This is a genomic window from Rhizobium sp. BR 362 (assembly GCF_036528765.1).
Lineage (GTDB): Bacteria > Pseudomonadota > Alphaproteobacteria > Rhizobiales > Rhizobiaceae > Rhizobium.
Genome location: NZ_JARWGH010000033.1, coordinates 19,224 through 33,008, shown reverse-complemented (window position 1 = coordinate 33,008; position 13,785 = coordinate 19,224). Strand labels below are relative to the sequence as shown.

Sequence of the window (13,785 nt, the reverse complement as noted above, 5' to 3'; positions counted from 1 at the left end):
CTCTCCGCCACGATCGCAAGTTTGGCCCCTTGCTGATACGCCGCAGCGAGATCATCGAAACGCGATTGGCGTCTGTTCCGGAATCAAATCGGAACCTCAGACAATATTTCACGTTTAGAAATGGAGGTAACCAACATGATCAGGCTTGCTATCGTAACTTTGTCGTGTGTGACCGCGTTTAGCAGTGTCGTCACATCCGCCGAGGCTTTCCCAATTATCAATCCGCCTCAGACGCAAATGTCCGACGTTCAGAACATCCAGTACAGAGGCGACCGCGGCAATATGCGCGGCGAATGGAACCGGAACTACTGGCACCGCCGGCATTATGGCGATCGTCATCGCGGATATTACGACCGGGGTGGATACTACGGCCGTCGCTACTATCGCCATCACCATCATGACAATGCCGGCGCGATCATCGGCGGTCTTGCAGCCGGCGCCATCATAGGCGGAATAATCGCCTCACAGCAGGGCGCCTATGCTGGCAGAGGCAGCCACACAAGCTGGTGCTACTCGCGCTATAGATCGTATCGGGCTTACGACAATACGTTCCAGCCTTACAACGGTCCACGGCGACAATGCTATTCGCCTTATCGTTGATTACGGCCGCCTTGGCGTCGGGCACGCTCCGACGCGCGTAAAAGGCCGACGCGCGAGCGTCGCCTTCTGGATCTCACGAGTTCATTACATCGGCATGGGTGGTGCCGTATCGCCAAGCGCGAGAAATTGGCATCGAGCTCCGTGAGCTGAGGCGAGTAAAGAAGGCGTCTCACCCAAATTCACGATTCGCTGTTTACTGCTTGCCCGCGGGCTCATGTGGGCTCATTCTTAGATCCGTTCCTGGCGGTGCGGTAAGACGAGAGGTTAGGCCTGCAACGCTCAATCTCGACCTCGCAGTCCTTGACGTGGCGCCTTTGTACGACTGATCCCGAGCGAGGAGGTTGTCCATGTCCACGCACCATGTCGATCATCCGCTACAACCGGGCGACCGGGCTCCGAACGTTGTGTTCGATGCGATCTCGCGCGAGGGGAAGATCGCACTTGACGATTTTCGCGGCCGCAGCCCATTGTTGATCGGTTTGTTTCGAGGCCTGCATTGCCCGTTCTGCCGGCGCCATGTCGCGGCCATGGCATATCTCAACCCGGTACTGCGTGAGAAAGGTGTCCAATCCCTGGCTGTGGTAAACACCCCGGTCGAACGGGCGCGGCTCTATTTCCGTTACCATCCGATACCCGATCTTCTTGCTGCTTCCGACCCGGCACGAGCTTCGCACCAAGCCTTCGGCCTACGCGAGGTCGGGATCGAGACGGTCATGGCGATACGGATCGATCTCCCGGGCGAGTTGCCCGAGCCTATGGGGGTGATGGCAATGGACGAATTTATCAACGAGAAGGAAGGATATCAAATTACGAAAGCCGATCAGCAGATGATGACTGCTGACCACGGGCAGCTTGTCGGTCAGTTCCTAATAGACAGGGAGGGCATCGTGCGCTGGAGCTTCACTGAAGTTCTGGAGGCTGGGCTCCAGACATTCAAGGCCCCGAATTCCAAGGAACTGATGTCGGTAGCGTCGCAAGTCGCACTTTAACAACGAAAAACGCGCTCGACGCCCGCCGCCGCCCGGTTGCTCAGTGGGTTCCTGGCCGTTTACGACTGGGCGTCAAAATAACCTGTCCGAGAAGGATAGATGATGCCGTCCGGCCGGGATTTTTACTCGCAAAACGCCAGCGACCACGCACGCGCCAAGCTTTGTCGCGAGGATTTCGCGACGTCCGTCGGAATTCCCATTCTGACAGCATGATCATCGCGCAGGTCGACAAGTCGAAGTTCTTCTGTCGTTTCGATCTCGGCGAACCGCCGTGCATGAAATTCGTTCTCCTCAATCGGGAGATCTCCGATCAGACCGTCGCGGCGGTCGCGAAGCACGGCCTCCAGAAAGCACACCTTGAGCGTATCGCCCAAATACAAATAGAGCACATCGAACCGCCTTGCGGCGTCACGTCGGCGGGGATCGCTGAGCCGGCTCGGCGCTGATTTATCATGGCCGGAATGGCGCACGGTGAGAACCAGATCTGGCGCCGACGAGGCGGAATCGAGAGGAGCTAATTTTACGCGTCCTCGAGGATGCGGGTCAGCGTGCTACGGCCGAGCGCACTCATTGAGGGATTGGACGAATGATAATACCAGACAAGGCCCATCGCCTGTTGAAACGCCCATGCTGCTCCACGCTGCCATTCGATTTCATCGGCGCCGAGGCGCACCCGGAGGATTTCGCGTCGATTACGATCGAGCAGGTGCCAGCCAGCGACGAGGTCCAGCGCCGGATCGGCTGGACCGAAGCCGCCACAATCGAGCACGCCGATAAGCTGTTCACCACCGACAAGGAGATTTGCCGGAACGAGATCGCCATGGTTCATCAGATCCGCCCGGGATCGAGGTAGCTCACGCAACCGCAGCCAAAGGTCACGGAGGCGTTCGACGTCGAGCAGGCCGCGGCTGTTGGCGAAACAGGTCGACATCCATGCGTCGTGATCCGGCAGATGCCCGCCACGTCCCGGCCGATCGAAGCGCCGATCCCGCGTTTCCACGGCGCGCATTGATGCGATCAGTTCAGCAAGGCCGAGCGCAAACGTATCCGACGCCGCGTGGCTATCATGCGTGGCGACATCGCCTTCTATCCAACTCTGCAGTGAGTAGGGCATCGCGAACAGCGGTCCCGGCCTGCCGATGGCGATTGGCCGGGGGGTTGCGAGGGCGCAATGATCGGCAAGCTCCTTCATCGAAGCCGCCTCCCGGTGCAGTTTTTCGGCGCAGATCGGGGCTTCCATCGGGTGCAGGGGAAATCGTGCGCATACACCTGACCCGACCCTGAAAATGGCGTTGTCCGTGCCGATTGAAGCGACCGGGATAATCGGTTCGAAGCGGTATTCCGGAAACTGATCGGAGATTATCTCACGGGCGATATCAGCGTCGATATGGACCTGCCCTTCATGCATAGCGGCCATGTTGGGTTTCTCCGGAGAGTCGTTTCGATCAGACGCTCTGCATAACGAATCAATCGAGGCAAGTCGATCGCAGCAGTCGGCAATGTCTCTGCGGACGGTCAAAAGCTGCTCTGCAACGTGCGAATGATCATTCCCTTTCGATACGCGGCTATGGTCTTCGACTTAACTCAAAACAAGTGACTCGACTTATTCGATCTTCTCACCAAAGCCAAGCTGCTCCTCAATCAGGAGGAGCAGCAAGGTTACAACCGGATGGAACATCGGACAGGTTGCGGGCAGACCGTCCCCCCATGTCCAACTCCACGTTAGTGGACGGTTTGCCCATGAGCCTTTGGCGGGCCTTGGGTCCGGTTAAGGACTGGCAGGTCGCCCCAGTTCCAGTCATTTCGATGTAGGCGCTTGAACGTCCGCTCACGCCGGAACTGGCGATTGGCGCCCTCTTGAACTGACGGGTGTCTGCGTTACGCACATTCGCGGCCATCCAATGGTACAGGCGGGCTGCCGAAAGCCGCCATGGGCTCACGTTCCGATCCAGCAGCCGCCTATGAAATCGCTTGCGTCCGGGCCGGCCCCATGGCTGCTATAATTTGAACTTGGTTACGACGCGATAAGTCTCAGCCACCGGCAGACATCGCATTCGGATCCATCCATACTGCTTCCCAGACATGTCCGTCCGGATCGGCGAGGTTGCGATTGTACAGGAAGCCGAGGTCCTGCTTCGGATTGATGTCAGCTTGCCCGCCACTTCGGGCGGCCGCATCATTCATCTGGTCGACGGCCTCGCGACTCTCGCAGGAGATAGCCAGCATTACTTCGCTCGAGGTTGCCGGCGGTATCGGTCGGCTGGTGAAACCGCGCCACTTGTCATGAGTGAGGAGCATGACGTTGATCGCGTCGCTCACCACCATGCAGGCCGAGTTATCGTCACTGAACTGCGCGTTATTGGCAAATCCCAGGGCCTCATAGAAGGCTTTGGACCGAGCCAGGTCGGTCACTGGCAAGTTCACGAAAATCATCTTGGTCATCTTAGGTTTCCTTTGTTCGCGGCAGGATACGGCTTGATCCGAGGTCGAGATCCGCCGTTTGATGTCCCACCGCAACCGTCACGGCGGTTGCTTGCCCAGCAGAAATGCAGCACTCCGGCCGCGAAAGAATTGATGTTTGGTAAGAAATCGCGTCAGCGTTTGTCGGGCCTTGTGATCGCGATTGTTTTTCGCAGCCGGCTGAGGCTTTCCGGGGTGATGCCCAACCAGGCGGCGATGTGACGCTGCTTCAAACGCTTATGCAGTTCCGGCTCCCTGCGGATGAAATCGATATAGCGCTGCATCGCGTCGTCATGCCTAAACGCAATCTCGCCCGGTTCTTTCTCGATAATCCAATGGCGCTCCATATAGGTGATATAAAACGCGGCAATGTCGGGAAAGTTGCTGACGAGCGACTTGAAAGCCGCAAAGTCATATTCGAGGACGGTGCTGTTCTCGATCGCCGTAATCTCGAATGGGCTGGGCTCGCCGAGCAGGGTCGCGCTGACCGAAGAGGCAATGCGGTTCTCAGGAAAGAAGCATTTAATGATCATGTCGCCGTCGCGGCCGACATAGCGCTGACACAGCAGGCCTTCGACGACGAAGGCATAGGTCGTCGGCACGTCGCCCGCTCGAATGAAGGGCTCCTCCTTGCGATACTGTCTAGACCGCAGGAGCGGCGACCAGGCCAGCTCGGCTTTCTCTGACAGATGGGTGTAGGTCCGGATTTTGGTGAAGAATGCATCTGTGTTCATGAGCTCAATCCGCGAGTCGGCGATGGTCTTAATTTGGCTCATTTCATCCTCGTGGGAAAAGGGCAACTTGCGCGGCTTGCTCAAGTAAGGCGAGGCATATGTTCCGGACCGTCGGCGCGCCAGATGGGGGGCCGCCGGATGATCGGGCGGAAGCGCAATCACCTCGATGGTTTCGGGACCCGCCAATAGCCGGAATGGACGCCGCCAACCAAGCGGCTAGCGCTGACGTCGGAGGCTTGCGTCCGGCGGGGCTAAAATATTTACCCCACATTGTCGGCGCGATCGAAGGTCGTACGTCCTGTGCAGGTGGAGCAAGGAGAGGAATATGTCCGCAAATATATTGTTGAATGGTAGAGGACTTGTCGAATGTCCTCGTTGGCATCGAGGCGAACTCTGGTTTGCCGATTGGACGAGTGGCGAAATCCGGGTCCTTGAAGAGGCAAACCAATCCCGGCTCGTCCTTCCGGTGGAAGCTCCACCGTTGTCGTTCGATTTTAGCCCAAAGAACGATCTGTTCGTGGTCGAGTCCGGATCGTCATCACTCATGCGTTTCGACGGCAAGGTCTTGAAGGAATTCGCCACGCTGGGGCCGGGCGCATGGAACGAAATTGTCATCGACGCTGCAGGCAGGATCTATGTCAATGGACCAGCGATTACGCTGGTTCTTCCGGATGGCAGCACTGAGAAGCAGGTAGAAGGATTTCAGTTCCCGAACGGCATGGCGCTATCTGCCGATGGCCTCACACTGGTCTGCGCGGAAAGCTGGCCAAGCGGCTGACTGCTTTCGATGTGGCAAATGACGGCCGACTTTTCAACCGGCGGATCTGGGCAGAGCTTCCCGGTCCGCCAGACGGAAATGTTTCGATAGCCAGGGAGCCATCTGGTATGCGGATGTTCCCAAATTGTCGCCGCGTACGAGAAGGCGGCGAAATGCTTGACGAGGTCAAGGTAGATCGGGGCGCTTTTTCCTGCATGCTCGGTGGCGATGATCGCTCCAGCCTCTTCATCACCACCGCGCAATGGTTCGGCATGGACAGAATGAGTGAGATGGCTGGCACAGACCAAATCGTTTCCGTCGACGTCAGCGTTACCGGAGCAGGCTGGCCATTTAATTGAGATGGAACAGGAGGGAAGCGATGACTCAGGAAGTTAACAATGCGGGTGGTGCGCAGAAGGTCGAGCGCAGAGGGGATCTCGAACTCGTCGTAACGCGGACATTCAATGCGCCACCGAGCACGGTTTACAGGGCATGGAGCCAGCCCAAGCTGTTTCAGCGCTGGTGGGTACCAAAATCGGTATCAGGCATTTCGCTTGTGTCGTGCGATATGGACGTCCGTACCGGCGGCAAATATCGGCTGGAATTCGGCGCCGGCGGTTCGGACACCATGGCCTTCTTTGGCAAGTATCTCGAGGTGGTGCCGAACGAGCGCATCCTCTGGACCAACGACGAGGGCGAAGAGGGCGCGATCACGACCGTTACCTTCGAGGATCAAGGAGGGAGGACACTACTGAATTCCCACGAAGTCTATCCGTCCAAGGAGGCGCTTGAGGAAGCACTACAGGGCTCTGCGGCCGCATTGCCGGAGCAGTTGAAGCAGCTCGACGAATTGCTTTCCAGCATAGGCGAATAGCGCGGATCGGAAAACTCGCATCGAGGGAACATCTGCTCTTGGGAAGTGACTCCTTCGGCCTTATGTGGCCGGAGGGGCGCACGTCCCCGCCAGACATTCACCCTTAATCGAAATGTACCGAATGCTGACCTTGATCAGGTGAGCTCGTTGGCTGAGCACACCGAGGCCGAGTGTCTTCTCACCGGATTGAAGACCGTGATAAAAGGGGCCTATGGGCATCAAGAACTATCTAATCGAAGGCGGCTCGGGTACTGGAAAGAACGTCTGTCGCTACCGAACTGGAGCGGCGGGGGCATGTAACGGGATAGTAAAGGCAGAGCCTCGGATAGGGGGCGTCCACTTCTCGAGAACCCGGACCACGTGGCCGCTGGCGATATCGGCTGCGACACCGTCAAGCGTCACATAGACGAGGCCGATGCCGGCTTTGGCTACCTCCTGCATAACGCCACCTTCATCCAGGATCATCTGGCCGGGGACATTCAGGTTCAGCATCTGACCATGCTTTTCAAGCTACCAACCGAAAATCCGGCCGCTGGAAATGCGCCCGCGGATGCAATGTGGTGCTGCAGGTCCCGCGGCGTTGCAGGCGCAGGATGTTGGCCAAAATAGGCCGGCGATGCTGAGCGGGCTTGGCTCCAAAGAACTCTTGCTCTCGACAAATTCGGCCGGAAGGATCATGTTTCGAGACCCAGATGCCGTCCTGAGCGCGCTGTTCTTTGACGGCGGCATACGCTTCAATAGATATCCGGCATGTTCGCCGCCTTACCAATGCCCGACGTTAGGTCCGGCGCCTTGAGATCCCATCAGGGGTGAGTAGCGGCCTGCCCGGTGGCAGAGTGAGGTCGCTAGAAAACTCTCTGGAGGCCAACCATGCCGATGACAGCAGATCAATCTCAAGCGCAGACCGCTACTCTCGTCGATCTTGGCGCAATTTTCGTCTCGTTGGAATAGCCATCGTCCAGGATTTGACAGTCTCCGAGATCAGATCGGTCAGACGCTTCAAGCGCACCTCGGCATCCTCGATCGCTTGGCAGTATTCCTTGAGAACGATGAAGTGCGCCGGATGCTCGAACTTCAGGGTCGATAGCCACCGCATATGTGCCAGCGACCAGGATGAGCGGCCCGAATAGATGCGACCATGTCGAAGCAGGAATGACTGAAGCTGCTGACGCGCCCGCTTCTGAGCCTCCTGGGCAGCCTCTCGAGCCCGCACGAGATCGCGCATGGCTTCGTGTCCGCGATCTGGAACCCAGACTGCAAACAACTCACCTGCACGATGTAGCCTTGCCAGACTGACCGCGTCGCGCCGGTTCGTCTTCACCCGATCACCAGGGCGCTTTGGTATCAGGGACGGTGCGACTACCACGCAGTCGTGACCCATGCCTGTAAGCTGACGGTAAAGCTCGTAACCTGTCGGTCCGGCCTCATAGCAGAAGTGGAGGACAGCTCCTCGCTTCGCCAATTTTTCCACGATGTTCCTCACGGAGTTGGGATCCGAGGCGATGTCCCCATAAAACCTTACTTCACCACCCCGCTCGCCGTCCGCGACGGCTACAGAAATCTTCAGTTTCAAGACGTCCAAACCGACAAAAAGCCTGTTATTCTGATTCATGGTTCACCCTCGCTAAGCTGTTGGGGCTCGGCTTCGGCCGATCCGAAGCAACCCCCGATCTCAGCTTATCGCGGGGGTGAGCCACCTTCACCCTGAGAACATACAGCTCTGTGAGCGCCCATGGCGTGAAGAGGCGTCCCTGCCGGGACCGAGGCTGGTCCATTCCGTTAAGACCGTTGCACCGCGAGTTTGCTAGTGTGCTCGCAGCGTGCGAGACATACATTGGAAGGACTGTCCCGCGAAGCACCATAATGCGGCGACCTATGTCGACCGCGTAGACGACCATGATCCCGGCAACTAGCCATCCGTCGCTAAAAGGCGCTTGCAAATCTCGCTATTAGACGACGGTCTAAGTAAATCGACCTGGCTGGTGACAGCTCTGTCACCTTGCAGCGAGAAGATGTCCCGCCACACCGTCACTGGAGGCGATATCGCCGGTTTGTTTGCGTGCTTTGCAGCACTTCGCCAGAAGGTCAAACGGCGAAAGAACACATTGTACCCATTGGTCGTGATCCAAGAGGTCGGGCTGGATGGCTTCTGGTTGGGACGGGTGCTGAGCAAGGAAGCTTGGATAGAGAGCCACATTGTAGAGGCCGCATCGATTGCCATGCCGCGCCGGCATCGGCGGGCGAAGACCGACCGCATCGACGGTGAGACGCTGATCCGCGCTTTGATTGCATGGAAACGTGGCGAGCCGCGTGCGTGCTCAATGGTTAGGCTTCTCACACCCGAGGAAGACGACAACCGACGGATCGGGCGGGAGCGGAAAACTCTGATTGCCGAGCGCGTCTTCCACGTCAACCGGATAAAGGGACTACTCTTCGCGCAAGGAATACGGGATTACGAACCTGTCAATCGAGATCGCCGGCAACGACTGGATGAGCTTCGAACTGGCGATGGCCGTCCGCTATCAAAACACCTGAAGGCCGAAGTCTGCAGAGAACTCGATCGCCTCGAATTGTTGCTCACACAAATCAAGGCTGTAGAAGCCGAGCGCGATGCCCTGATCGTCCGCGAGACGTTGGAGACGCCGAAGGAAGCAACCGCTCTTTTGGGCATCAAAGGAATAGGGCCGGAATTCGCCACGATCCTTTACACGGAAGGGTTATTCCGACACTTCGACAACCGACGCCAAGTCGCATCGTACGCAGGCCTTGCCCCCTCCCCTTGGCAAAGCGGTAACGTCAACCGCGAACAGGGCGTCTCCAAGGCAGGAAATCCACGTTTGCGAGCCACCATGGTCGAGCTCGCCTGGCTATGGTTGCGGCATCAGCCGAAATCCATACTAACGTTATGGTTCAAAGAGCGCATTGCTCGCAACGCCGGCCGCTTAAAGACGCCGATGATCGTGGCGCTCGCGCGTAAGCTGCTCGTGGCTCTCTGGAAGTATGTGAGCTCCGGTGTCGTGATAGAAGGTGCAATCATGAAAACCGCTTGAAGCCGGAAGTGTCTGTGAACCGAAAATTCGAATCCTCAGGACCTGATCAGTCCTGACGGATCCAGGTGGACGGACCGGGAATCCTTTTGGCTTTTAAACGCCGATCTTGAGTTTGGTCCCGTTCTCCTGAGCCCGTGCCCGTCGAATGCGGGAAAATGGTGCAGCCGCTGAGAGCGGCGACCGGATGTGTTGTATAGGCCCGAGAACCGGGCCGGTAGTTGCTATGGGCTCAGACCGCGGATCCGCTCACCAAGGAGAAATTTGATGCCACTCGAATGAACAATTGACAAAAGACCTGATGTGAAGGGATACGAACCCGCGGCACTCGAATTTGTAATGCATCTTATGCCGTTTAGGGCACAGCAACATCACATGACGAAGGCACGGATTCTGTTTTCAACTAATCTGACGAGGGACAGCGCCGCCATATCGGAGGACTTCGGATTGCTTGCAAGTGGGCGGTTCTCGATCGAAATGTTGAGATTTCCAAACTCGCCGCTGACGATGAGTTCGTGCCGATTCCCTTTTGCAGAGGGGTCGGCGACTAGCTCGACGCATGTCCTGTCGAGACCAATTCCTGCCAATGCAGATATCACCGCAACATTGGCGTTTTGAGGAAACCGCGAGGCGGCTTCGCGCGCCGAGCCTCGGAAGAAAGTCTCGGCCTTCGTTATGGCAGCGAGATCCAACATCGTCTCGGCGGCCGTTCCCGACCAGGCGTGCGGTGGCTTAACGATCCGATGCAGCACCTCTTCAAGCGATAGCGCAGAGGCAGCGGCAATGGCATCGATGCCAGCCAGCGCGCCAGAAGGGATCAGGAGCTGGCTGCCATGTTCATTCGCCGTCCGAAGGAACAGTTCCAGCAGATCATCATCGCAGAATGCGCTCGCGGAAGCGACGGCCAATGCTCCGGCATTGGACAGGGCGGCCTTACCCCATTCAGCCACGGCCGCACGACCGGCGGCTTCGATCACGATATCAAGTTCGAGCTCAGCCAGAGACGAGGGCTCCGTGATAACTTCTACATCGCCGGGCAGGTCGACCGCCTCGGCAAGATCACGTAAACAGACCGCTACGAAGGAGACCTTCTCGCGCTGGCGCTCAGATAGCAGGCTAGCCACGCGGCGGTTAATAGCGCCCCAGCCGATAAAACCAACGCGCAATGGATTGTGGTTGTACGCCATAATAGTCCTTCACAAAATGCTGGGCAAAAGCCTACCGCGTGATAATTCATGTGGGACGGCAGACAGCTTGTCGAAATGCCCGGCGTGCCCGCCGGGCATTAGGTGTTACAGGCAGACCCAGCCCTCAGGCGGCTCTTTGCCTGGATGCAGGGCTCCGCAGTGCGGACATGTGCGAGCCTCTTCGTTACGGTAGAAGGCCTTGTAGAGCGGGGGGAGGTCATCGACGATGCTGACAAGATCAAGCTCGGCGCGATGCACCAATCCCTTGCACTCGAAGCAGTACCATTCGAAGGCATCAAGCCATCCTTCCGGGCGCTTGGGTTCTACGACGAGACCGATAGATCCTTCTTGCGGCCGCTGCGGTGAGTGACGAACGTGTGCCGGCAGCAGGAAAATCTCTCCCTCCCGGATCGTCACGTCATAATGCTCGCCATTATCCACGACCTTGAGCACCATATCGCCCTTAAGCTGGTAGAAGAATTCTTCCACCGGATCGTCATGGTAGTCGGTACGCTTGTTTGGTCCGCCGACCACCGTTACCATCAGCTCGGCATCCTTCCAGATCTGCTGATTGCCGACCGGTGGCTTAAGCAAATGCTTGTTTTCCTCGATCCATGCATTGAAGTTGAATCCCTGAAGGCGTCCCAGCTTTGTCATTAGTACCTCCCGACCGGATCATCCGGTGCTCGCGTTGATGTCTTAAAGTTTCAAACCGCATTCCACGAAAGCTTGCCGGGTCGCCTGCTTTTCGGATTCTGTTAGCTCGAGCAGTGGACGGCGGACAGCGCCGCCGACCTGACCCAGCAATTCCTGCCAATACTTCTGATGTGCATGAGGCTTCTCGGTGGGGCGAGTGCGTCGCAGAGCCTCGCGAACAGGCTCAAGCGAATCCCGAACCAGCCGTGCAGCGTTAAAGTCGCCCGCAAAAGCGAGGTCTGTATACTGGCGCATCCGCCTATCGGTCTTCGTCTGCAACAGGCAGGGCGGAGATGAACACAAGTAGAGCTGCCAATTGAGCTCGACGATGTTATCGAGCCACTCCTCTTCAGAAGCTGTGCTCACAAGAATGCGATCTCCGGCCAACTGGGAGAGCTTCGTGTACATGGGACGCGGCACGCTGTATTTAATCGCGACGATATTTTCGATATCGGCAAGCCGATTGCAAAGCTCTGGGCTCATCAGGTAGCCGCTGTCTGGATGGCTCCAGAGCGCGATGCCAATATCGACCTTCTCGGCGATATACCGATAGTACTCGTAAAGGGTCTCATCCTGGGCCTTGAAGAAATGCAGCAGGGGAGCGTGCACGACGATATAATCCGCGCCGACGCGCTGAGCGTGCCGGGCAAGGTCGATCACGACATCCATATTCTGGTCGGAGCAGGACATGATCGTTCCACCGCGACCGGCGGCAGCCTGCACCGCCACCTCGAACACGCGTTTTCTTTCCTCAAGCGACATGGAAAAGAATTCGCCTTGCTTGCCGGCCACGAAGACACCGTTGATCCCCAGATCGTCCATCCAGTGCGCCATATTTTTATGAAGGCCATCTTCATCGATTGCCAGTTCACGTGTGAACGGGGTAAGCGCCGCCGCCCAAATGCCCTTGAAATTGGCACGAGCATAGGCTTTCGCATCTTTCTTTGAGTACTTCATCATTCCTCGCCCTGCGGTGTTGCCGCCCCAAGATGGCCTGTTCGGTGTGATACGTTTTTTATGATGGTGTAGTGACTGAGCCCCTCGGCTCCGCCCTCGCGACCATAACCGCTCGATTTGACGCCTCCGAACGGTGTCTCCGCTACAGAGGCTTCAAGCGTGTTGATCGAGAGGTTACCCGCCTCGACTTCATTGATCAGGCGGGCAACATTGTTCGCCGAATGAGTGAACGCATATGCCGCCAGACCGAACGGGAGGCTGTTTGCTTTCTCGATCGCCTCGTCGAGCGAACTCACCGGGTTGATAACCGCAAGCGGTCCGAAGGGTTCTTCAGACATGATACGCGCATCTTCCGGCACCTCGGCGAGGACGGTCACGGGGAAGAAGTAACCCTTGCCACTGACCCGTTCTCCGCCCGCCAGTACCCTGGCACCCTTCTGCCGGGCGTCCGCCACGAGAGTCTCCATCGCGTCGATACGGCGGCTATTCGCCAGCGGCCCCATTTCGGTCATCGGGTCGAGGCCATTGCCAACTTTTACTCGCGCCGCCGTTTCGGCGAAGGTCCGCGCGAAGTCTTCAAACAGCCGCTCATGGACGAAGAACCGTGTCGGAGAGGTGCAGACCTGACCAGCGTTTCGGGCCTTACGGATGGCCGAGGTTATTGCGGCCTCATGCGGGTTCACATCGTCGCAGACGATGACCGGTGCATGGCCGCCGAGCTCCATGAGGACCGGCGTCATATGTTGAGCGGCGATCCCCGTCAAATGCTTGCCGACCGCGGTCGAGCCAGTGAAAGCCACCAGCCGGATCTGGTCGTGAGGGATGAGGTAGGACGAAATGTCGGACGGAATGCCGAACACCAGATTGAGTACACCCGGCGGCAGTCCGGCGTCGTGGAACGCGCGCGCGATGTGCAACGCGCCCGCCGGTGTTTCCTCGGCGGCCTTGATGATGATCGAGCATCCCGCTGCCAATGCTCCGGCGATCTTGCGCGACGGCTGACTCATCGGGAAATTCCACGGTGAAAAAGCCGCGACGGTCCCGATCGGCTGATGGACGACCGTATAGGATAGGCCCGGTTCGCTGGGAATCACGCGGCCATAGTCGCGCTGGCCTTCGCCCGCGTCCCATTCGAAAAATTCGCATCCGCGTATGACTTCAAGACGAGCCTGATCGAGAGGCTTGCCGTGCTCAAGCGTGATCGAAAGGGCAATTTCATCCGCCCGTTCGCGCATGAGCGCGGCAGCCTTGAGGATGATTTCACCACGCTTGCGCGGCGAATAGTTTCGCCAGACAGCAAAGCCCCGGGCAGCGGCGGCAAGTGCATCATCAAGGTCAGCGCGCGATGCCACGGGAACACGGCCGATTGCCGTTTCGTCGGCCGGATTGATCACCGGCAGACTTTCGGGCGATGTTCTCCATGAACCATCGATATAGAGCTGGAGGTCGGGGTACTGGGTCATCAAACACCTTACATTTTGTGG

Annotated in this window: 13 protein-coding genes and 4 pseudogenes; 8 read left to right on the top strand and 9 right to left on the bottom strand. The window is 57.8% G+C overall.

The window, feature by feature from the left end:
* Positions 1-135: 135 nt before the first annotated feature.
* Together QDY28_RS25630 and QDY28_RS25625 are read left to right on the top strand one after the other, a co-directional pair.
* On the top strand, positions 136-600 hold the full coding sequence (locus QDY28_RS25630) for a BA14K family protein (protein WP_331384189.1): 465 nt from the start codon (positions 136-138) through the stop codon (positions 598-600).
* A 347-nt stretch (positions 601-947) separates the two neighbouring features.
* Positions 948-1,589: a peroxiredoxin-like family protein gene (locus QDY28_RS25625; protein ID WP_331384188.1), complete on the top strand. Its 642-nt coding sequence runs from the start codon at positions 948-950 to the stop codon at positions 1,587-1,589.
* Positions 1,590-1,714: 125 nt separating this feature from the next.
* Here QDY28_RS25625 and QDY28_RS25620 read toward each other — a convergent pair.
* From QDY28_RS25620 to QDY28_RS25605, 4 genes and pseudogenes are all read right to left on the bottom strand, one after another.
* Positions 1,715-2,071 (bottom strand): annotated as a pseudogene (locus QDY28_RS25620) (RES family NAD+ phosphorylase); the annotation flags it as partial.
* Between the two features lie 38 nt (positions 2,072-2,109).
* Positions 2,110-3,006 (bottom strand): phosphotransferase, encoded by an 897-nt coding sequence (locus QDY28_RS25615; protein WP_331384187.1) that lies wholly within the window; start codon positions 3,004-3,006, stop codon positions 2,110-2,112.
* A gap of 614 nt (positions 3,007-3,620) precedes the next feature.
* On the bottom strand, positions 3,621-4,031 hold the full coding sequence (locus tag QDY28_RS25610; RefSeq protein WP_331384186.1) for a VOC family protein: 411 nt from the start codon (positions 4,029-4,031) through the stop codon (positions 3,621-3,623).
* A gap of 152 nt (positions 4,032-4,183) precedes the next feature.
* Positions 4,184-4,783 (bottom strand): Crp/Fnr family transcriptional regulator, encoded by a 600-nt coding sequence (locus tag QDY28_RS25605; protein WP_331384185.1) that lies wholly within the window; start codon positions 4,781-4,783, stop codon positions 4,184-4,186.
* A 325-nt stretch (positions 4,784-5,108) separates the two neighbouring features.
* Here QDY28_RS25605 and QDY28_RS25600 point away from each other — a divergent pair, with 325 nt between their 5' ends.
* The 5 genes and pseudogenes from QDY28_RS25600 (at position 5,109) to QDY28_RS25580 (ending at position 7,023) form a co-directional block, all read left to right on the top strand.
* On the top strand, positions 5,109-5,561 hold the full coding sequence (locus QDY28_RS25600; protein ID WP_331384184.1) for an SMP-30/gluconolactonase/LRE family protein: 453 nt from the start codon (positions 5,109-5,111) through the stop codon (positions 5,559-5,561).
* A 152-nt stretch (positions 5,562-5,713) separates the two neighbouring features.
* Positions 5,714-5,899: a hypothetical protein gene (locus QDY28_RS25595; RefSeq protein ID WP_331384183.1), complete on the top strand. Its 186-nt coding sequence runs from the start codon at positions 5,714-5,716 to the stop codon at positions 5,897-5,899.
* A 20-nt stretch (positions 5,900-5,919) separates the two neighbouring features.
* Positions 5,920-6,414 carry an SRPBCC family protein gene (locus QDY28_RS25590; protein WP_331384182.1) on the top strand — a complete coding sequence of 165 codons (495 nt, stop codon included), beginning with the start codon at positions 5,920-5,922 and terminating at the stop codon, positions 6,412-6,414.
* 211 nt (positions 6,415-6,625) lie between these two features.
* Positions 6,626-6,710: pseudogene (locus tag QDY28_RS25585) on the top strand (nucleoside kinase); the annotation flags it as partial.
* A gap of 64 nt (positions 6,711-6,774) precedes the next feature.
* A complete protein-coding gene (locus tag QDY28_RS25580; protein WP_331384181.1) occupies positions 6,775-7,023 on the top strand; it encodes a hypothetical protein in 249 nt (82 codons plus the stop codon).
* Positions 7,024-7,363: 340 nt separating this feature from the next.
* Here the strand turns inward: QDY28_RS25580 and QDY28_RS25575 are convergent.
* Positions 7,364-8,026, bottom strand: a pseudogene (locus QDY28_RS25575) (IS110 family transposase); the annotation flags it as partial.
* A gap of 349 nt (positions 8,027-8,375) precedes the next feature.
* Between QDY28_RS25575 and QDY28_RS25570 the strand changes: the two are divergent.
* Positions 8,376-9,464 (top strand): annotated as a pseudogene (locus QDY28_RS25570) (IS110 family transposase); the annotation flags it as partial.
* Positions 9,465-9,832: 368 nt separating this feature from the next.
* On the opposite strand, the gene QDY28_RS25565 reads toward QDY28_RS25570, so the two are convergent.
* The 4 genes from QDY28_RS25565 to QDY28_RS25550 all read right to left on the bottom strand — a co-directional run bounded on the left by QDY28_RS25565 (position 9,833) and on the right by QDY28_RS25550 (position 13,764).
* A complete protein-coding gene (locus QDY28_RS25565; protein ID WP_331384180.1) occupies positions 9,833-10,648 on the bottom strand; it encodes an aspartate dehydrogenase in 816 nt (271 codons plus the stop codon).
* A gap of 105 nt (positions 10,649-10,753) precedes the next feature.
* Entirely contained in the window at positions 10,754-11,305 is a 552-nt protein-coding gene (locus QDY28_RS25560; protein ID WP_442967584.1) for a 3-hydroxyanthranilate 3,4-dioxygenase, read from the bottom strand.
* A gap of 42 nt (positions 11,306-11,347) precedes the next feature.
* Positions 11,348-12,301 carry a dihydrodipicolinate synthase family protein gene (locus QDY28_RS25555; protein ID WP_331384208.1) on the bottom strand — a complete coding sequence of 318 codons (954 nt, stop codon included), beginning with the start codon at positions 12,299-12,301 and terminating at the stop codon, positions 11,348-11,350.
* Complete coding sequence (locus QDY28_RS25550) at positions 12,301-13,764, bottom strand: NAD-dependent succinate-semialdehyde dehydrogenase (protein WP_331384179.1); 1,464 nt, start codon at positions 13,762-13,764, stop codon at positions 12,301-12,303. Before QDY28_RS25550 ends, QDY28_RS25555 begins: the two co-directional genes overlap by 1 nt.
* Between the last annotated feature and the right edge of the window lie 21 nt (positions 13,765-13,785).